The organism is Lacrimispora sp. YZC11 (genome assembly GCF_057543815.1).
The window spans coordinates 634109-652459 of the sequence record NZ_BAAJYQ010000006.1 but is presented as its reverse complement, the minus strand read 5'-3'; the positions used below and the strand labels follow the sequence as shown (position 1 = coordinate 652459).

Genomic DNA, 18351 nt, shown 5'->3' with positions numbered 1-18351 from the left:
TATTGATGGAAATGATAAATAGTGCTGTATATAATTTAATATATAAATTAAATGTGCATGTATAGAAGGAAGATAAGAATGAAAATAGTTGTATTAGCGGGCGGCTTCAGCCCGGAAAGAGAAGTCTCATTATCCTCAGGAGCCATGATCACAAATGCCTTGATGAAGAATGGTCATGAGGTTTACCTGCTGGATTCATACCTTGGAGTTGATGAGGGGGAAGCGGTCTGTTTTATAAGCCTTAAAGATGGTACAGACCTTTCCTGGGAAATCGGAAGAAAAGTTCCGGAACTTGACCGATTGACCGAAGGGAGAAAGGGAGAAGGATATATAGGAAACCGGGTCATTGAAATCTGCAGGCAGGCTGACGTAGTATTTCTGGCACTACACGGAGGTGCTGGAGAAAACGGGCAGATACAGGCTGTTTTTGATGCCTATGGTATTTCTTATACCGGAACTGGTTATGAAGGGTGCTTAAAGGCCATGGATAAGCCTTTGGCAAAGCTCCTGATGAAGGCCTCTGGCATACCAACCCCGGATTGGCGCCTTTATACCAGAGGGGAGCCTTTGGAACCGTTTTCTTTTCCTTGTGTGGTAAAGCCATGCGGCTGCGGATCCAGCGTAGGTGTTACCATGGTGGATAAGGAAGAACAATGGGAGAATGCCCTTAGTTCTGCTTTTGCCTATGAAGACCGGGTTCTGGCAGAAGTGAAAATTATTGGCAGGGAATTTTCTGTCGGGATCTTAGGAGAAAAGGCCCTTCCGGCAATCGAGATCATACCTAAGGCAGGGTTTTATGATTATGAAAATAAGTACCAGGCAGGTATGACGGAGGAGATCTGTCCGGCAAAGCTGACAAAGAACGAGGAGGAGGCCATGGGCCTGATGGCTTTGAAGGTCCATCGCACTTTGGGACTCGGATATTATTCCAGGGTGGATTTCATCATGGAGGAAGATGGCAGCCTTTCCTGTCTGGAGGCCAATACACTGCCGGGAATGACGCCTTTCAGCCTTCTTCCCCAGGAAGCTATGGCAGCCGGAATTTCATATTATGAATTATGTGAGGATATTGCAAAGCACGGGAAAGGAGTTTTATCATGAATATCACGTTGGAAAAGTATCATGGACTGGGTAATGATTATCTGATTTTTGACCCCAATAAAAATGAATTGGAGCTGACAGAGGAAAGTGTCCGCTTGATCTGCAACCGGAATTTTGGAGTGGGATCTGACGGGCTTTTGGTAGGGCCTATCCTTGGGCAGGATAAACTGGAGTTAAAGATTTTAAATCCTGATGGAAGCGAAGCGGAGTTAAGCGGCAACGGTGTACGGATTTTTGGGAAATACTTAAAGGATGCCGGATATGTGCAGAAAAACCGTTTTATCGTCAATACATTAAGCGGGCAGCAGACGATCCAGTACTTAAACGAGACTGGAACCAAAATAAAGGTTTCCATGGGAAAACTAAGCTTTTACAGCGATGAAATTCCTGTAACAGGGCCAAGGAGAGAGGTACTGAATGAAACCATGATGTTTGGAAGCATCCCTTACCGGGTCACCTGCGTTACCATAGGCAATCCTCACTGCGTCATCTGGCTGAACGACATATCAAAGGAACTGGCATGCCGCATTGGAAAGCATTCGGAGACAGCCGATTATTTCCCTGAAAAGACAAATACGGAGCTTTTGAAGGTTGTGGACAGGACAAATATTGAAATTGAGATTTACGAACGGGGAGCCGGATATACCCTGGCCTCCGGAACCAGCGGATGCGCGGCCGCTGGTGCGGCGTACCGTATGGGACTTACAGATTCCAAGATGTATGTGCATATGCCGGGAGGCGTGCTTGAGGTGGAGATTGAAAAGGATGGCAGCGTACTGATGACAGGGGAAGTCGGTTACGTAGGAAGATTCACCCTTTCTCATGAGATGACGGAGCAGTTGCGCGCACTCCGGTAATAAAATGTAACAGATTGGCAAAACGGGCACGACAATCAGCCGTTCATTCAGAGCAGGAAAAAACCGCCTTATCTGAGATAAACGGAGGGTTGAAGTGCCTTTTGCATGTTCCTGTTTTTATGATGTGAGTCTGAACCTGTTGACGGAAACAGACTTTTCATACTATAATATTACAATAATTTATAAGGTGCGTAAATAATGTAATGCAGGAGAGGCGGGGGCTTATGAATCTTATGTCGGCTGAAAACGGAGAAGCCGGTGTTTACATAGTTGACCAGGGTTACAGGATCATTTATCTCAATGAAGCGGCTAAATCATATTATCCGGATTTAAGAGTAGGGATGTACTGTTATCAGGGGGTTTGTAAAGGACTGGAGCCCTGTAAGGACTGTCCGGGTACAGGGGAAAAGTCCGGGCATGTGATATTTTATAATTCTGCCTCAGAGCTTTGGATGGATGTATCCTCAGGCACAATTGACTGGCCCGGACACAATGGATGCAGGCTCATCATGTTTCGGCCGGTGGATGAGAAGAATAAGAATCTTTTTTATCATCTGACGGATAACACCGTTTATGATGAGCTTTTTGAATTGAACATTGCTGCAAACTCCTATAGGATCCTGTTTCACCAGAAAGATAAATTCAGGATTCCAAAGATGGAGGGACAACTGGATTCCATGTTCCTGGAGGTGGCGGATCTCATGATCCACCCGGAAGACAGGGAAGGATTTTTGGAATTCTGGGCTGGGAACACCCTGCTGGACCGCCTTCATGCCAGCGGCAGGATCATTAAGGGAGAGTTCCGCAGGCTGCTGGCGGGCGGGAAATATTGCTGGGTCAGCGTGATTGTCGTCTTGTTCAGGTGCGGGGATTGTGCGGACCCCATCATCATGTGCTATGTCCAGGATATTGACAACAGGAAGAAGCAGGAAGAGGAAGAGAAGAAAAAGCTTAAGGAGAAGCGGGAAGAAACGGATTCCATGACAGGGCTTTTCCGTTACGGTCCTTTTTTTGAGAAGGCGGAAGAGCTGCTGAAAAAACAACCCGACACAAGATTTTTTATGGTGGCCATTGACATTGAGCATTTTAAGCTTTTCAATGAATGGTATGGGGAGGAGGAAGGGGACCGCTTCCTGATAAAGATAGGAAAATATTTAAAGTCCGTGGAGCTTTTGTATGGTTCCCTGGCAGGGTATATGGGAGGAGACGATTTTGTCATCATCCTTCCGGAAGACATTTCCATATTGAAAAACCTGGAAGGCGAGATTAATCATTACGCCAGACAGTATGGAGGAAATGCAGGATTTCTTCCGGCTTTTGGCGTCTACCGGATAGAGGACCGGAGCCATTCGGTCAGCATGATGTATGACAGGGCGGCAATTGCATTAAACTCCGTAAAGGGAAATTATGCCAAGAGAATAGGCTGGTATGATCCCGGTATGAAGCAGAAGATGGAAAAGGACCAGATCCTTCTCTCAGAAATTCAGAGCGCTCTGGAAAAGAGGGAGTTTATTTTTTACGTCCAGCCCCAGTGCAACATGTTAACAGGTAAGATCATTGGACTGGAATCCCTGGTCAGATGGAGGCATCCGCTCCGGGGGCTGATCTCTCCCGTAGAGTTCATACCGCTTTTAGAGCAGAACGGGTTTATCACTTATCTGGATATTTATATCTGGGAAATGGTATGCAGGCAGTTAAACAGCTGGTCCAAGGCCGGAAAAAGACTGATCCCCATTTCCATCAATATGTCCCGTATGGATATCTATGCCATTGATGTTGTGGAAAAATTTAAAGAATTGGTAAGCAAGTACGAGATTGATCCTAGATATTTGGAAATTGAGATTACGGAAAGCGCCTATGCAGAGGATGATGATAAGATGCAGAGGGTTCTGGAGGATCTGCGCAGGGCGGGCTTTCCGGTGTTTATGGATGACTTTGGAAGCGGATACTCCTCTCTTAACATGCTCAAAGATGTCAATGTCGACGTCATCAAGATCGACACCAAATTCCTGGATATGAATGAGAACAGCCAGAGCCGGGGAATGGGGATCTTAGAGACTATTGTGAGAATGGCAAGAGTCATGCAGATGAAGATCATTGCTGAAGGAGTTGAAACAAAAGATCAGGTGGATTTTTTAAGAAATATCGGCTGTATTTACGGACAGGGATATTATTATTATAAGCCGCTTCCGGTGAAAGAGGCGGAGCTGCTCTTATTACAGGAGGATCATGTGGATTACGGGGGGATCCAGGCCCGCCAGCTGGGGCAGCTGAAACTGGAGGATCTGTTTAATGAGAACATCACCAGTGAGGCGATGTTAAATAACATGCTTGGGGCAATCGCTCTGTATGAAGTGTATGAGGACCAGTGCGAGGTTCTTCGGGTGAACCAGGAATATTACCACATGACAGGGGACAATCCGGCGGACATGGAAGAACGCAGGTGGTTTTTGTTAAAAAGAATCTATAAAGATGACAGAGACTGGGTTTTGAGTATTTTTGAAAACGCATACAGCAATCCGATCCGGGGAGGGGAAGGCATTTTCCGGCAGTACCGTTTAAGCGGAGAACTGATGTGGGTACATTTGCGTGTATTCTTTTTAAGAGAGCAGGATGAGCACCGTCTGTACTATGGAGCGGTAAGAGATGCCACGGAACAGATGGAACAGCGTCAGAAGCTGGAAGACTCCCAGAAAATTCTGGGAGATATGCTGAAACTTTCCGGAAGAGATCTTTCCTTAGAGAAGCTTCCTGACCGCCATGCTGCCGTTTCCATGATGGAGGCCTATGTGATGCGCCGCCGCTTCCAGCCTTCGGCCCTGGCTTTGTTTGAAATTTTAGGGAAGGAAGAGGAGGGCGGCGTAGGGGGTAAAGCAGAAAAGCCGCTATTTGCAGCCTATGTGGAATGCCTGAAGCGTTTTTTCAGGGAAGATGATATCATCTGTCTGAACGGTGTATATGAAGCAATGGTACTGTGCAAAAATATCCGGAGCAGTGATATGGAACATAAGCTCATTCGGGTGGCGAAAGCTTTAACCCAGGAAATTGCGGGAAATGAGACAAAGCATCTGTTCTGGATCAACACCGCTTTTGCCATGGTAGAAGCGCAGGATAAGGATTTTGAGGATTGCTGTGATAAGGCAAGGTCAGCTCTTATACAGTCCAGGAAGCTTTCAGACAGGGGAAGCGTGAAATAGGAATAGACCGTTTCCGGCACTTGTGATATAATCCTCATAAAATCATTTCAGGGAAAGGAATAAGATTATGATAGCAGACAAGATGAGACCCCTTGTAGAAAACAATTCCGCCATCCGTGCCATGTTTGAGGAAGGAAAGAAGATGGCTGCCGTGTATGGCAGGGAGAATGTCTATGATTTCAGCCTTGGAAATCCCAATGTGCCGGCTCCGCCTGCGGTAAACCAGGCCATTCTTGACATAATCAGAGAAGAGGAAACCACTTTAATCCATGGATACATGAGCAATGCAGGATTTGAGGAGACAAGAGCTGCGGTTGCCCAGTCCTTAAACAGGCGGTTTGGGACTCATTTTCGTCTGGAAAATATTCTTATGACCGTTGGGGCGGCCAGCGGCATGAACGTGATATTAAAAACCATATTGGATCCCGGCGATGAAGTACTGGTGTTTGCACCGTATTTTATGGAATACGGTTCCTATGTCCGGAATTATGACGGCGTACTTGTGGTTGTACCTCCGGATAGGTCCAGCTTTCAGCCTGACTTAAAGGAATTTGAGAGGCGGATCACCCCAAAGACAAAGGCGGTGATCATCAATACTCCCAATAATCCTACGGGCGTGGTTTACTCTGCAGAAACTCTCCGCGAGATCACAGGCATCCTTAAGAAAAAGGAAACAGAGCTTGGCATCCAGATCGTGCTGATTTCTGATGAACCTTACCGGGAGCTGGTTTATGATGGGGTGGAGGTCCCCTATGTCACACCGTTTTATCATAATACCATAGTCTGCTATTCTTACAGTAAGTCTTTGTCCCTGCCTGGGGAACGGATCGGATATCTGGTAATCCCCGACGAAGTGGAGGATTCCTCTAAGGTTATAGCTGCTGCTGTAGTTGCCAACCGTGTGCTGGGTTGTGTCAATGCACCTTCACTTATGCAGCGGGTAATCGTTCGCTGCGTGGATAGCCAAGTGAATCTGGAAGCCTATAACAGGAATCGGGAGCTTCTCTATAACCGTTTAAAGGAATATGGGTTTGACTGCATTAAGCCAGAGGGAGCCTTTTACTTATTTGTGAAGTCTCCGGTGGATGATAAGGAATTCTGCCAGTCCTGCAAAGAGCACCGGGTGCTTATGGTGCCTGGAACTTCCTTTGCATGCCCGGGCTATGTAAGGATCGCTTATTGTGTATCTTATGAGCAGATAGAACGCTCTCTTCCTGCATTTAAGAAAATAGCAGAAGAGTATGGTCTTATGGAAAAAAGGGGGGAAGCATAATGAAGCCATGGGAAGCCAACATCCGCAGGGTCGACCCCTATGTACCGGGGGAGCAGCCAAAGGGAGAAAAGTTAATTAAGCTGAATACCAACGAAAACCCATATCCGCCGTCTCCCGGCGTCAGGCAGGCTTTGACCGGGATGGACTGCGACTGGTTTCGCAAATATCCGGATCCGGCTGCCACAGTTCTTGTTAAAGCCCTTTCAAAAACTTATGAGGTGGAAGAGGACCGGATTTTCGTGGGAGTAGGTTCTGATGATGTGATCGCAGTCGCTTTTATGACCTTTTTTAATTCAAAGAAGCCCATCCTGTTTCCTGATGTGAGCTATTCCTTTTATAAGGTCTGGGCGGATTTATTTAAGATTCCATATGAAACACCTGCCCTTGACGAGGAATTTTGTATCCGTAAGGAAGATTACTACAGGGAAAATGGGGGAATCATATTTCCAAACCCCAATGCACCTACCGGTGTTCTTATGCCTCTTTCCGAAGCAGAGGATATCATAGCCAATAACCAGGAGTCAGTGGTAATTGTGGATGAAGCCTATATTGATTTCGGCGGAGAAAGCGCGATAAGGCTGACTGAAAAATATGAAAATCTTCTGGTGGTGCAGACCTTCAGCAAATCCCGTTCCATGGCTGGAATGAGAATCGGCTGTGCTTACGGACATCCGGATCTTATCCGTGCATTAAACGATGTGAAGTATTCCTTTAATTCCTACACTATGAATATCCCTTCCCTGGTCTTGGGCGCAAAATCCCTTGAAGATGACAAATATTTTAAGGAAACCTTAGAAAAGATCATATACACAAGGGAACAGGCCAAGAAAAGGCTTGGGGAACTGGGTTTTTCCTTCCCGGATTCCATGGCAAACTTTATCTTTGCCTCTCATAGAGAACGCAGGGCAGAGGAGATATATAAGGCTCTCCGGGAAAACAATATTTTTGTCCGGTATTTTAAGCAGCCAAGGCTTGACAATCATTTGCGTATTTCCATAGGAACGGATGAAGAGATGGAAGCGTTGTACTGTTTTTTGAAAGAATATCTTTAGATTTTTTTCGTTTGCCAGGAAGGCCATTGGGTAGTATCATATAAGCGGGTGATTAAAATGGAACAAATTAGAAAATATTGCAGACTGATTCTGAATATTGTGATACCGATTTTATTTTTATACTTGTTTTGCGTGTGGGGACCGAAGCTTTTAAACTTCTTCCTTCCCTTTGTCATTGGCTGGGTCATCTCGGTCATTGCAAACCCTTTGGTGCGTTTCTTAGAGAAACGTTTAAAGATCGTAAGGAAGCACAGTTCCGTGCTGATTGTGGTTGCGGTGCTTGCTCTTATTATGACTGTGCTTTATTTCCTGATCTCCAAGCTGGTTTCCGAAGCGGCCGGATTTGCTAGAGATATTCCAAAGTATTATGAATCTGCCTGGTTTGAAATCCAGAAGCTGCTTTTGAAAGTGGAAGGGCTTTTGCAGTTTCTGCCCCAGAACATTCAGGACTCTGTGAACCAGTTTTTTACCCATATGGGCGAATATTTAAATGTGATGGTTCAGAAAATCGCTTCTCCCACGGTGACGGTGGCGGGAAATGTGGTAAAGAGTATTCCTGCGGCTCTGGTTTATACCATTGTGACGATTTTTTCCTCCTATCTGTTTATTGTGGATAGGGATAGGATTATGGAAGTGCTCCGCCGGTATATACCGGAAGGAGGGACCAAATATTACCAGTATCTGAAGAAAGATGCAAGACGTCTGGTGGGAGGTTATTTTCTCGCCCAGTTTAAAATCATGTTTGTCATTGCCACGGTATTAGCGGCGGGTTTTTTGGTATTGGGAGTGAATTATGCCCTGCTGCTTGCAGTTATCATAGCCATTCTTGATTTTCTGCCGATTTTAGGAACCGGTACCATTCTGATTCCATGGGCATTGATCCGCCTTGTTGCAGGTGAGTATGCCTTTGGCGTCGGTCTGCTGGTCATCTATGTTCTGACTCTTGTGTTAAGGCAGGTCATTCAGCCCAAGATCGTTGGCGACACCATGGGGCTTGACCCTCTCATGACGCTGCTGTTTTTATATCTGGGATTTAAGATAAGCGGGATTGCCGGAATGATTTTAGCGGTGCCTGTTGGCATGCTGATTTTAAATATATATGAATTCGGGGCCTTTAATTCTTTTATTGGCAGCGTGAAAACACTGATCCATGATATTAATGCGTTCCGCAGGGGACCGGATTAAAACACCCTGCGGGTATACCTGTATGCCTGGACCGCATAGGCAGGAAAGAGGAAATGATGAAAAAGAATACAAAGTTGAGAATCGCTTTATGCCTTGCGGCTGGCATAATGACTTTAAAAGCAACGGCAGCTCCTAAGACCGGATTTTCTGCGGAGGCATGGAAACTGGAAAACGGACAATATGTGGATTCTTCCGGTATCCCCATTGCAGGCGCCTTAGAAAAGGGAATTACCGTAACAAAATACCAGAACCGCCAGAATGAGTCAAACGGCGGGATCGATTGGAAGAAAGTGGCACAGGATGGAATTTCCTTTGCCATGGTGCGGATCGGTTATCTCAATGACATGGATCCCTATTATTCCATTAATATGGCGGGAGCAGCGGCAGGCGGGCTAAAGACCGGCGTATTTTTCTACACCCAGGCTCTTGATACCCAGACCGCGGTAGAGGAAGCCAGGTATGTGCTTCGGATGGTAAAGGATTACCAGATTTCCTATCCTATTGCATATGATGTGGAATCCCAGCACCTTCTTGATAATCATTTGACAAAGCAGCAGATTACGGACAATATCAATGCTTTCTGCAAGACCATTTCGGAAGCAGGATACCGGCCGGTGGTCTATGCCAATAACAAATGGCTGACCAATTACATTGATATGAACCAGATACCGTATGATGTCTGGTATGCCAGATATGGCGCTGTAAACAACTATAAGAACCGTACCATCTGGCAGTGCACGGACCAGGGAAGAGTGGAAGGGATCGATGGAGATGTGACCATTGAGTTCTCCTTTGCGGATTACAACACCCTGATCCCTTCAGAGGGCTGGAAGAGTATTGACGGAAACCGGTATTATACCAAAAATTATATAAAACAGACCGGTTGGATCCAGGTGGGAGACATCTGGTATTATCTTGATTCCAATGGCATCTTGATTCATGATACGACCATGGATATAGACGGAGTTACCTATACCTTTGGCTCTGACGGAGCCATGGGACAATGACCGGATTAATGGAGTTTTGACGTGAAGACAGAAAATAATTTAGATACAGATCAAATAAAAGGACTGGTGTGGAGGCTGGCAATTCCCTCCATGCTGGCCCAGTTTGTAAGTGTTTTTTACAGCATTGTAGACCGGATGTACATAGGGAATATCGCCGGAACAGGTGAGATTTCATTGGCAGGGGTAGGAATCTGCGGCCCCATTGTGACCATGATCTCGTCTGTTGCTTTTTTAGTAGGCGTAGGAGGCTCCCCTTTAATGAGCATCCGCATGGGAGAGAAAAACCAGCGGGCGGCCAGCCAGATCCTTGCAAACTGCTTTTTGCTTTTAACGGTTTTATCGGTGGTGATCACCGTTTTTTCCATTATGGCAAAGGAAAAACTTTTGATGTGGTTTGGAGCCAGCGAGGCCACCTTTTCTTATGCCAATGATTACCTTACCATATGCCTGCTGGGTACGGTCTTTGCTCTTTTATCCACGGGGATGAACCAGTTCATCATCTGTCAGGGCTTTGCGAAGACGGCAATGAAGTCGGTTCTTCTTGGCGCCGTATGCAATATCATTCTGGATCCGGTGTTTATGTTTGTGTTTGGTCTCAAGGTACGGGGAGCTGCAATCGCTACGGTTTTGTCACAGATGATTTCCTGCATCTATGTACTCCGGTTTCTGTTTGGAGACAAGCCCCCTATCCGGATTACCTTTGGCAATTATGACTGGCAGATCATGAAGCGGGTTCTGCTGCTGGGCTTAAGCCCTTTTCTCATCATTGCATTTGATAACATTTTAATCATATCCTTGAACATGATGATCCAGCGTTACGGCGGAGAGGGACAGGGAGACATGCTTCTCACCTGTATGACCATTGTGCAGAGCTTTATGCTGATGGTTACCATGCCGCTTGGAGGGATCACCGGCGGAACCCAGACCATATTAGGCTATAATTACGGAGCAGGAAGGCCTGACCGGATTAAAAAGGCAAGCCTTCATATTTCGGGTCTGGCCCTTGGGTTTACCACGATCATGTTTATCCTGGCTCATACGGTTCCTAAGTATTTTGTCCTCATCTTTACGCAGAATGAGGCTTACGTGGATCTGACTGTACGGGCCATTAAGATTTATACCATGGGCATCATACCTCTGGCCCTGCAGTATGCGGTTGTTGACGGATTTGTGGGAATGGGAGCCGCAAAAGTCGCAATATCCCTTTCCATGTTCCGAAAGGTAATATTTTTAGGCGGTGCTGCCATTATACCGGTCTGGTTCGGAATCGAAAAGATATTTTATACGGAGCCTGTTTCGGATTTCATCAGCGTTGCTGTATCCCTGACTGTGACTTTATTGGTGTTTGACCGGGTCATTAGAAAAAAAGAGGTGGAAAACCGCTGACACTTGGCAGGTAACAAAGGATTCTGGAAATGGAGGTCGTATTTATGAAGATTGCAGTAACTTATGACAACGGAGAAATATTCCAGCATTTTGGAAAAACAGAGCATTTTAAGATTTACCAGATGGAAGAGAAAAAAATAACATCCACAGAAGTGATTGATACAAAAGGAAGCGGGCATGGTGCATTGGCAGAATTCTTAAAAGGGCTTGGCGCTGATGCTGTAATCTGCGGTGGAATCGGAGAGGGCGCTAGGACTTCTTTAAGCAAGGCTGGGATCCGGTTATATCCCGGAGTAACCGGCGCTGCGGATCCTGCGGTGGAAGCCTTATTGGATGGAAGCTTAGTTTATAACCTTGAAGTGCGCTGCAGCCATCATGGAAAAGATGGACACTAAACCGTAAAAAAAGACCGCCAAGCAAACGGAATCAGAAGATTCCGCCTGCTTGGCGGTCTTTTCATTTCGGATTAAGAACCGGTTGACTGGTAACGGGACAGTCCGAAATTCCACAAAAGGCCGGCTGGAACCAAAAAGAGGCAGGCAGCCAGAGGAAGAAGGCTGTACCGTGGATCAGGAGTCTTTCCCGTAAGATATAAAAAGGGATAATACTGAAACAGGGCAAAGGGAACCAGGTAAGTACAGATGGTCAGAAGGGTTTTCCCATAAATGCCTATGGGATATTTTCCATATTCTCTGGCTCCGTCAGTAAATACATTCATAAATTCCAGTCCCTCCAGGGTAAAAAAGCATATGGAGGCAAAAATCAGATAAATGGCTGCGAACACCGCCACCCCGCCTATGATCATGAGGACAACGGTCGCCACCCGGACAGGGTTCCAGGTGATGGAGCTGGAATACAGACCGTAGGCAAGCATAACGGCGGCCTGCAAAAGCCGGCCGATTCTGGTCAGTTCTATTTTGCTGCATAGGACCAGAAACAGGCTGCCCCTTGGCCGGAGAAGGATTCGGTCAAATTCTCCGTTCCCGATGATGGTTTCAAAGGTATCCAGGCTCCGGAAGATGGTTTCAGCGATGGTGAATGCCATAAGCGTAATGGAAAAACAGAGCAGAACCTCACCGTAGGTAAAGCCCTTTACTTCTTTAAAACGGTCCATCATAAAGCGGACTCCAAGAAATATGTTAAAGGATATTAAAAATTGCCCTATGGTGGTTAAAAGGAAAGAAGCTTTATGCTGCATCATGCCTTTTAAGTGTATGAGAAGATATTTTTCATATAACCGGATTGAATTCATAGTAGTATCCCCCCTTTCAACCGCCCTGGATTACAATACGCTTTAAGGCATTGCGCTCCATGGCCTGACCGATAACAAGGAACACCGCCAGCCAGAATACCTGTCCCAGAAGGCTTGCATACATATCATGCCCTTTTAAGTCGCCGCCGAAAATACGGAAAGGAACATTCTGGGCCGATGCAAAAGGCAAAAAGTTCACAAATTCCCTGATCCCGTCCGGCAGGAAAGGAAGAGGGATGACCGCACCGCTTAAAAACTCGGAAAGGGATGTGACGATCAGTTTGATTCCCTGGGAGGAAATGGTGTAAAAGACGGACATGTATACCACCATGCCAAAGGCAACCACAAAAAGAAGCCCCAGGGTCATGGACAAAAGGGTAAAAAACCATGTATGGATGTTTTCGGGAAGTGCAAGGCCGTAAGGAGCCGGCAGCAGCCAGGCAAACAAAAGGATGGGCATGCACCGCAGGACTGCTTTGGAAAGGCGGACAGCCAGACCCCTGGTAAACCACATATGGTAAAGGCGGACAGGACGGCATAGTTCGTAGGCCACATTTCCGGTGGTAATGGATTGAAACAGCTCAGCCTCCCAGAACCAGGTCATGTAAAGGGCCAGAAATGCCTGCTGGAGCCATATGTAGGTGGAAAGAGCCTGGAATTCCATGGGAAAGCTTTCCGGTGCAGCCTCATAAAAGGCCCGGAATAAAAGTATCTCCATGGTTCCCCATACGAACTGGGTGACCATGCCGGAAAGTGCTGCTGCCCGGTATTGAAGCCCGTGGATAAAACGGATGCGGAAAAAGGACCAGTATTTTTTCATGGTTTCTTCCTCCTATATCCGGTAATCCCGGTAAAGGGCGGCAATGATCTCATCCAGTGTGGCTTCTTCTTTGGGACGGTGGGATTTTAGATCGGAAAGGGTGCCGTCCAAAAGCAGCCGTCCTCTTCCAATTAAGAGGACCCTGTCTGCCAGGGCATCAATGTCCTGCATATCATGGGTTGTAAGAAGGACCGTGGTCCTGTGTTCCTGGTTCTGCTTTCGGATAAAGTCCCGGACCGCAATCTTGGATACTGCATCCAGACCAATGGTGGGCTCATCCAGAAACAGGATTTTAGGCCTGTGGAGAAGGGACGCTGCAATCTCACAGCGCATCCGCTGGCCCAATGAAAGTTGTCTGGCCGGAGTGCGCAAAAGCTCGCCTAAGGATAAAAGCCCGGTCAGCTCGTCAAGGGTTTCCTGGTATTGGTGTGTGGGGATTTCGTAGATGTCGCGGAGCAGTTCAAAGGAATCAAGGATGGGGACATCCCACCAAAGCTGGCTGCGCTGGCCGAAGACAACGCCAATGTCCTTAACATGTTCCTTGCGTTCCTTCCATGGGATACGGCCATTGATCATGCAGGTGCCGTTATCCGGTGTCAGTATTCCGCTTAGAATTTTGATAGTGGAGCTTTTACCTGCTCCATTAGGCCCGATATAGCCTACCATTTCTCCGTCTCCAATGGTAAAGGAAATATCGTTAAGAGCGTGGATGATTTCCATCTCTCTGTGAAAAAGGGCCTTCACTGCTTCTGAAAAGCCGGCACTTCTTCTTGCGACCTTAAAGGTCTTGTTCATGTGTTCCACTTGAATCATATAAGTTCCTCCTGGTAGTAATATTTGTGAATCCGTTCTTTCCGGCAGCGGGCAGCTCTTATTTTAATAAGAAACTTGTCATGACCAGTCAGAGGATCCTAATATCTTTCCAAGCGGTGAGCGCCATTGGGGCAACCAATGGAAACGCTGCTCTCCGGAAACAGAAATGATCCGTTTCCGGGGACTCTACCGTGGTATCAATATTCTCTTTTCCTGAATATCAGATGTGAAATTAGATTAGAAAAGGACCTTTAGTCTACCACCGGCGGTGAAGGCTGTCAAGTGCGCAAAAAATATGCTTGACAATTTATGAAAAAGTGATAATATAAACATATGAACAGTTATTCATATAATAATATTAAGATTAAGGAGGTACCGAATGGAGCAGGATAGCAAAAAAAACATTCAGGATTACGAAATCGACCAGTGCGATTTTATCTGCGTTCATGAAAACGTAGTGAATCAGGTGTTAAAAGTTATGCCCCAGGATCAGGAGCTTCTTGATCTTGCGGATTTTTTCAAAGTGTTTGGTGATGCTACGAGGATAAGAATCCTCTATGTGCTCAGCCAGTCCGATATGTGCGTGTGCGACATCGCTAATCTTTTGAAGATGGGGCAGTCAGCCATTTCCCATCAGCTTCGGGTATTGAAGCAGATGCGCCTGGTGAAGTTCCGCAGAGAGGGAAAAACCGTATTTTACTCCCTGGCCGACGGCCACATCGAATCGATCCTGGCCCAGGGCATGGAGCATATCAATGAGTGATTAAGATCATAATAAAAGAATGAAAAAGGAGAGTAAAGGTTATGAAAAAGATTGTTAAACTGGAAGGCTTGTGCTGTGCCAACTGTGCAGCCAAGATTGAAGAAGAGGTAAAAAAATTAGCAGGTGTGGAAAACGCATCTTTAAGCTTTATGACCCAGAGAATGACCATGGAAGTCGAAGATGGCAGATCAGATGAAATTATAGAAGCGGCAAGAAAGATATCAAACAAAATTGAGCCGGAAGCAGAATTTAAGGTATTACGGTAATAGAAAAGGAGAGGCTATGACAAAGAAACAGAAACAGATGGCAATAAGGCTTGTGGTCAGCGCCTTGTTCTTTGCGGCAGGTATGCTTGTAGAAGAAAAGACCGCCTGGTACTGGATGCTCTTTTTGATCTCCTATCTGGCGGCAGGGTATGACATTCCCTTAAGAGCACTCCGGAATATCAGAAACGGTCAGATTTTCGATGAAAACTTTCTCATGTCAGTGGCAACCTTCGGTGCCATCGGCATAGGAGCTTTGGAAGAAGCGGTAGGAGTTATGCTGTTTTACCAGGTGGGTGAACTCTTTAATGACTACGCGGTAAACAAGTCCAGAAAATCCATCACCCAGCTTATGGATATTAATCCGGAGTACGCCAACTTACTTAAGGATGGGAAAGAGGAGAAAGTAGACCCTTATGAGGTTTCCGTTGGAGACAGAATCGTAATAAAGCCGGGAGAAAAGGTCCCCTTAGACGGCATCGTCGTAAAGGGGACCGGAGGGTTGGATACCAAGGCCCTGACCGGAGAATCCATGCCTGTGGAAGTGAAGGAAAACGATGCGATATTGAGCGGTTCCATCAATTTAAACGGTGTACTGGAGGTTGAGGTAACAAAGCTGTTTGATGACTCGACGGTGGCAAAGATCCTGGAGCTGGTGGAAAACGCCAGTTTTAGAAAGGCAAAGGCCGAAAACTTCATTACCAGGTTCGCAAAAATCTATACGCCGGTTGTGGTAAGCCTGGCGCTTATCCTGGCAGTGGTTCCTCCCCTGGTGTTTGGCGGTGAATGGGGAACCTGGATTTACCGTGCCTGCAGTTTCCTGGTTGTCTCTTGTCCGTGCGCTCTGGTGATTTCCGTGCCTCTAAGCTTTTTTGGAGGGCTGGGCGCTGCTTCCAGACATGGGATTCTCATGAAGGGAAGCAATTACCTGGAAGCCATGGCTTCTTTGGATACCGTTGTCTTTGACAAGACAGGAACCCTTACAACAGGGAAATTCCGGGTCACAGATGTGGATCCTGTGGAAGGAACAAAAGAAGAGCTTCTAAAGCTGGCGGCTCATGGAGAGTTTCATTCCAACCATCCCATCGCTTTATCGGTAAAGGAAGCCTATGGGAAGCCTGTTGAAGAAAGTTTTATCGGCAGTGTGGAAGAAATTGCAGGGTACGGTGTCAGAGCAGAGCTTAAAGACGGAGAAAGAGAACATGAACTTTATATCGGCAATGCTAGACTTATGGAACAGCAGGGGATTACAATCACTGACCAGGGGCCTGTAACAGGAACGTCACTTTATGTTGCGGATGGAGGGCGCTATCTTGGCTCCATTACCATTTCCGACACCATTCGTGAAGATGTACCCATGGCCTTAAAAGGGCTAAAGGCAGCCGGAGTCAGGAAACTGGTGATGCTGACTGGTGATAAGCCGGAGGTCGGCCAGGCGGTTGGCGAAAAGCTGGGGCTTGACGAGGTTCACGGCGGACTGCTTCCCGGCGATAAGGTGGGAAAGTTAGAGGAGCTGTTATCAAAGAAACAGGAAGGGATGAACCTGGCCTTTGTAGGCGACGGAATCAATGACGCTCCGGTTCTTGCCCGGGCAGACGTAGGGATTGCCATGGGAGGAATCGGCTCCGATGCGGCAGTGGAAGCCGCGGATGTGGTGATCATGACAGATGAACCGTCAAAGCTTATAGATGCCATTGCAATCGCAAGAAAAACAGCTAGAATTGTTAAGCAGAATATTATTTTTGCTATAGGAGTGAAAGTGCTCATTCTTCTGTTGTCGGCAGCCGGACTGGCGACCATGTGGGCAGCCGTATTTGGAGACGTAGGTGTCTCGGTACTTGCTATTTTAAATGCCATCCGGGCTTTAGCATATCAAAGTAATAAATAAAAATATTGACAAATTTTTTTCTAGCTGTTATATTTTACACATATGACGGGGTGGTGCGAAGATGGTCCATTGATGTGAGACTTTATTCGCCTACCCTTTTTCCTTTTACAGGAAAGCGCGTTTCTTATCGTTTTTAAGAAGGGAGATAGCATTATGAGCAAGTACAGCAAAGAAGATATATTTCGGATCGTAGAGGAAGAGGATGTGGAATTTATCCGGCTTCAGTTCACTGATATTTTCGGTATGCTGAAGAATGTTGCCATTACGAAAAGCATGCTTGGGAAGGCTTTGGATAACCGCTGCATGTTTGACGGTTCTTCCATTGAGGGCTTTGTAAGAATAGAAGAATCCGATATGTATCTTTACCCGGATCTTGATACTTTTGAGATCTTTCCGTGGCGCCCCCAACAGGGGAAGGTTGCCCGACTGATGTGCGATGTATATTGTCCGGACAGGACGCCTTTTGAAGGCGATCCCAGATTCGTGCTTAAAAAAGTATTAAAGAAAGCAAAAGACATGGGATTTGAATTTCATGCAGGACCAGAATGTGAATTCTTTCTTTTCCATACGGATGAAGAGGGACGTCCCACAACGGAAACCCATGAAATGGCAAGCTATTTTGATGTGGCGCCCATTGACTTAGCTGAGAATGTCCGTCGGGATATGGTGTTGAATCTGGAAGAAATGGGATTCATGATCGAGGCTTCCCACCATGAAATTTCGCCGGGACAGCACGAAATTGATTTTCAGTATGCAGAGGGCATGGTAACAGCGGATAACATCATGACTTTTAAAATGGCGGTAAAATCCATTGCCAAGCGCCATGGACTACACGCTACTTTTATGCCAAAGCCCAAGGCAGGTGTCAATGGCTCCGGGATGCACATCAACATGTCTCTGTCTGATTTAGAGGGCAACAATATGTTTGAGGACGCATCTGATGAGCTTGGCTTAAGCAGGATTGCCTACCAGTATATAGCCGGAATCCTTTATCACATGAAAGGGATGGCCATACTCACCAATCCTCTGGTTAATTCCTATAAGCGCCTTGTTCCAGGATATGATGCCCCGGTTTACATTGCATGGTCAACCAAGGCAAACAGAAGCCCCTTAATCCGCATCCCAGCCTCAAGAGGGGCAGGGACAAGGATCGAGCTTCGCTGCCCGGATCCTGCCGTAAACCCCTATCTGGCTCTGGCCGCTTGTCTGGCTGCCGGTCTTGACGGGATCGAAAAAGAGATGACTCCGCCGGAGAGCGTTGACAGGAATATATTTGCCATGCTGCCGGAGGAGATTTTGGAAAAAGGAATCGAGCATTTGCCGGAGACTCTGGGAGAGGCCATCGAGGACTTCCGTAAAGATGATTTTATGAAAGAAGTGCTGGGCGAACACATCTTTACCAAATACCTGGAAGCCAAGGAAACCGAGTGGCATCTGTTCCGGGCCCAGGTGACAGATTGGGAAGTGGAAGAATACCTGTATAAATATTGATGG

At 46.5% G+C, this 18351-nt stretch carries 16 protein-coding genes; 13 read left to right on the top strand and 3 right to left on the bottom strand.

All coding sequences use genetic code 11. From position 1 onward, the window contains the following. Positions 1 to 78: 78 nt before the first annotated feature. The 9 genes from AC27IJ_RS09300 to AC27IJ_RS09260 all read left to right on the top strand — a co-directional run bounded on the left by AC27IJ_RS09300 (position 79) and on the right by AC27IJ_RS09260 (position 11453). Positions 79 to 1101 carry a D-alanine--D-alanine ligase family protein gene (locus AC27IJ_RS09300; protein ID WP_487148501.1) on the top strand — a complete coding sequence of 341 codons (1023 nt, stop codon included), beginning with the start codon at positions 79 to 81 and terminating at the stop codon, positions 1099 to 1101. Further along, the gene (gene dapF, locus AC27IJ_RS09295) at positions 1098 to 1958 is read left to right on the top strand and encodes a diaminopimelate epimerase (protein WP_312442173.1); all 861 of its coding nucleotides are present in this window, start codon (positions 1098 to 1100) and stop codon (positions 1956 to 1958) included. Before AC27IJ_RS09300 ends, dapF begins: the two co-directional genes overlap by 4 nt. A gap of 224 nt (positions 1959 to 2182) precedes the next feature. Then, positions 2183 to 5155, top strand: coding sequence for an EAL domain-containing protein (locus AC27IJ_RS09290; RefSeq protein WP_487148499.1), 2973 nt, complete (start codon positions 2183 to 2185; stop codon positions 5153 to 5155). Positions 5156 to 5222: 67 nt separating this feature from the next. Then, positions 5223 to 6428, top strand: a complete 1206-nt coding sequence (locus tag AC27IJ_RS09285) for a pyridoxal phosphate-dependent aminotransferase (protein ID WP_312442176.1) — start codon at positions 5223 to 5225, stop codon at positions 6426 to 6428. Beyond that, a complete protein-coding gene (hisC, locus tag AC27IJ_RS09280) occupies positions 6428 to 7480 on the top strand; it encodes a histidinol-phosphate transaminase (protein WP_312442178.1) in 1053 nt (350 codons plus the stop codon). The genes AC27IJ_RS09285 and hisC overlap by 1 nt, the downstream gene beginning before the upstream one ends. 57 nt (positions 7481 to 7537) lie before the next feature. Then, positions 7538 to 8665, top strand: coding sequence for a sporulation integral membrane protein YtvI (gene ytvI / locus AC27IJ_RS09275; protein WP_312442180.1), 1128 nt, complete (start codon positions 7538 to 7540; stop codon positions 8663 to 8665). 53 nt (positions 8666 to 8718) lie between these two features. After that, positions 8719 to 9672 carry a glycoside hydrolase family 25 protein gene (locus AC27IJ_RS09270; protein ID WP_487148497.1) on the top strand — a complete coding sequence of 318 codons (954 nt, stop codon included), beginning with the start codon at positions 8719 to 8721 and terminating at the stop codon, positions 9670 to 9672. 21 nt (positions 9673 to 9693) lie between these two features. After that, positions 9694 to 11058 carry an MATE family efflux transporter gene (locus AC27IJ_RS09265; RefSeq protein WP_487148496.1) on the top strand — a complete coding sequence of 455 codons (1365 nt, stop codon included), beginning with the start codon at positions 9694 to 9696 and terminating at the stop codon, positions 11056 to 11058. A gap of 44 nt (positions 11059 to 11102) precedes the next feature. Then, positions 11103 to 11453: a NifB/NifX family molybdenum-iron cluster-binding protein gene (locus AC27IJ_RS09260; protein ID WP_312442183.1), complete on the top strand. Its 351-nt coding sequence runs from the start codon at positions 11103 to 11105 to the stop codon at positions 11451 to 11453. Between the two features lie 71 nt (positions 11454 to 11524). Here the strand turns inward: AC27IJ_RS09260 and AC27IJ_RS09255 are convergent, their stop codons facing one another. From AC27IJ_RS09255 to AC27IJ_RS09245, 3 genes are read right to left on the bottom strand one after another with little or no spacing between them, the layout of a single operon-like run. Further along, positions 11525 to 12310 carry an ABC transporter permease gene (locus tag AC27IJ_RS09255; protein ID WP_312442185.1) on the bottom strand — a complete coding sequence of 262 codons (786 nt, stop codon included), beginning with the start codon at positions 12308 to 12310 and terminating at the stop codon, positions 11525 to 11527. Positions 12311 to 12326: 16 nt separating this feature from the next. Continuing rightward, positions 12327 to 13130, bottom strand: coding sequence for an ABC transporter permease (locus AC27IJ_RS09250; RefSeq protein WP_312500978.1), 804 nt, complete (start codon positions 13128 to 13130; stop codon positions 12327 to 12329). 12 nt (positions 13131 to 13142) lie between these two features. After that, positions 13143 to 13943: an ABC transporter ATP-binding protein gene (locus AC27IJ_RS09245; protein ID WP_312442187.1), complete on the bottom strand. Its 801-nt coding sequence runs from the start codon at positions 13941 to 13943 to the stop codon at positions 13143 to 13145. Between the two features lie 379 nt (positions 13944 to 14322). Here AC27IJ_RS09245 and AC27IJ_RS09240 point away from each other — a divergent pair, with 379 nt between their 5' ends. The 4 genes from AC27IJ_RS09240 to glnA all read left to right on the top strand — a co-directional run bounded on the left by AC27IJ_RS09240 (position 14323) and on the right by glnA (position 18348). Beyond that, positions 14323 to 14706 (top strand): ArsR/SmtB family transcription factor, encoded by a 384-nt coding sequence (locus tag AC27IJ_RS09240; protein ID WP_312442188.1) that lies wholly within the window; start codon positions 14323 to 14325, stop codon positions 14704 to 14706. A gap of 41 nt (positions 14707 to 14747) precedes the next feature. Further along, on the top strand, positions 14748 to 14972 hold the full coding sequence (locus AC27IJ_RS09235) for a cation transporter (protein ID WP_312442189.1): 225 nt from the start codon (positions 14748 to 14750) through the stop codon (positions 14970 to 14972). Between the two features lie 16 nt (positions 14973 to 14988). Further along, a complete protein-coding gene (locus AC27IJ_RS09230) occupies positions 14989 to 16857 on the top strand; it encodes a heavy metal translocating P-type ATPase (RefSeq protein WP_312442190.1) in 1869 nt (622 codons plus the stop codon). Between the two features lie 153 nt (positions 16858 to 17010). Further along, complete coding sequence (gene glnA / locus AC27IJ_RS09225) at positions 17011 to 18348, top strand: type I glutamate--ammonia ligase (RefSeq protein ID WP_312442191.1); 1338 nt, start codon at positions 17011 to 17013, stop codon at positions 18346 to 18348. The last annotated feature ends 3 nt before the right edge of the window (positions 18349 to 18351 follow it).

What these genes read in the sequence shown, in the direction of transcription:
- hisC (WP_312442178.1), top strand. Translation starts at nt 6,428, where the DNA reads ATGAAGCCATGGGAAGCCAACATCCGCAGGGTCGACCCCTATGTACCG.
- AC27IJ_RS09250 (WP_312500978.1), bottom strand. Translation starts at nt 13,130, where the DNA reads ATGAAAAAATACTGGTCCTTTTTCCGCATCCGTTTTATCCACGGGCTT.
- AC27IJ_RS09240 (WP_312442188.1), top strand. Translation starts at nt 14,323, where the DNA reads ATGGAGCAGGATAGCAAAAAAAACATTCAGGATTACGAAATCGACCAG.
- AC27IJ_RS09285 (WP_312442176.1), top strand. Translation starts at nt 5,223, where the DNA reads ATGATAGCAGACAAGATGAGACCCCTTGTAGAAAACAATTCCGCCATC.
- ytvI (WP_312442180.1), top strand. Translation starts at nt 7,538, where the DNA reads ATGGAACAAATTAGAAAATATTGCAGACTGATTCTGAATATTGTGATA.
- AC27IJ_RS09245 (WP_312442187.1), bottom strand. Translation starts at nt 13,943, where the DNA reads ATGATTCAAGTGGAACACATGAACAAGACCTTTAAGGTCGCAAGAAGA.
- dapF (WP_312442173.1), top strand. Translation starts at nt 1,098, where the DNA reads ATGAATATCACGTTGGAAAAGTATCATGGACTGGGTAATGATTATCTG.
- AC27IJ_RS09235 (WP_312442189.1), top strand. Translation starts at nt 14,748, where the DNA reads ATGAAAAAGATTGTTAAACTGGAAGGCTTGTGCTGTGCCAACTGTGCA.
- AC27IJ_RS09270 (WP_487148497.1), top strand. Translation starts at nt 8,719, where the DNA reads ATGATGAAAAAGAATACAAAGTTGAGAATCGCTTTATGCCTTGCGGCT.
- AC27IJ_RS09260 (WP_312442183.1), top strand. Translation starts at nt 11,103, where the DNA reads ATGAAGATTGCAGTAACTTATGACAACGGAGAAATATTCCAGCATTTT.
- AC27IJ_RS09300 (WP_487148501.1), top strand. Translation starts at nt 79, where the DNA reads ATGAAAATAGTTGTATTAGCGGGCGGCTTCAGCCCGGAAAGAGAAGTC.
- AC27IJ_RS09255 (WP_312442185.1), bottom strand. Translation starts at nt 12,310, where the DNA reads ATGAATTCAATCCGGTTATATGAAAAATATCTTCTCATACACTTAAAA.
- AC27IJ_RS09230 (WP_312442190.1), top strand. Translation starts at nt 14,989, where the DNA reads ATGACAAAGAAACAGAAACAGATGGCAATAAGGCTTGTGGTCAGCGCC.
- glnA (WP_312442191.1), top strand. Translation starts at nt 17,011, where the DNA reads ATGAGCAAGTACAGCAAAGAAGATATATTTCGGATCGTAGAGGAAGAG.
- AC27IJ_RS09290 (WP_487148499.1), top strand. Translation starts at nt 2,183, where the DNA reads ATGAATCTTATGTCGGCTGAAAACGGAGAAGCCGGTGTTTACATAGTT.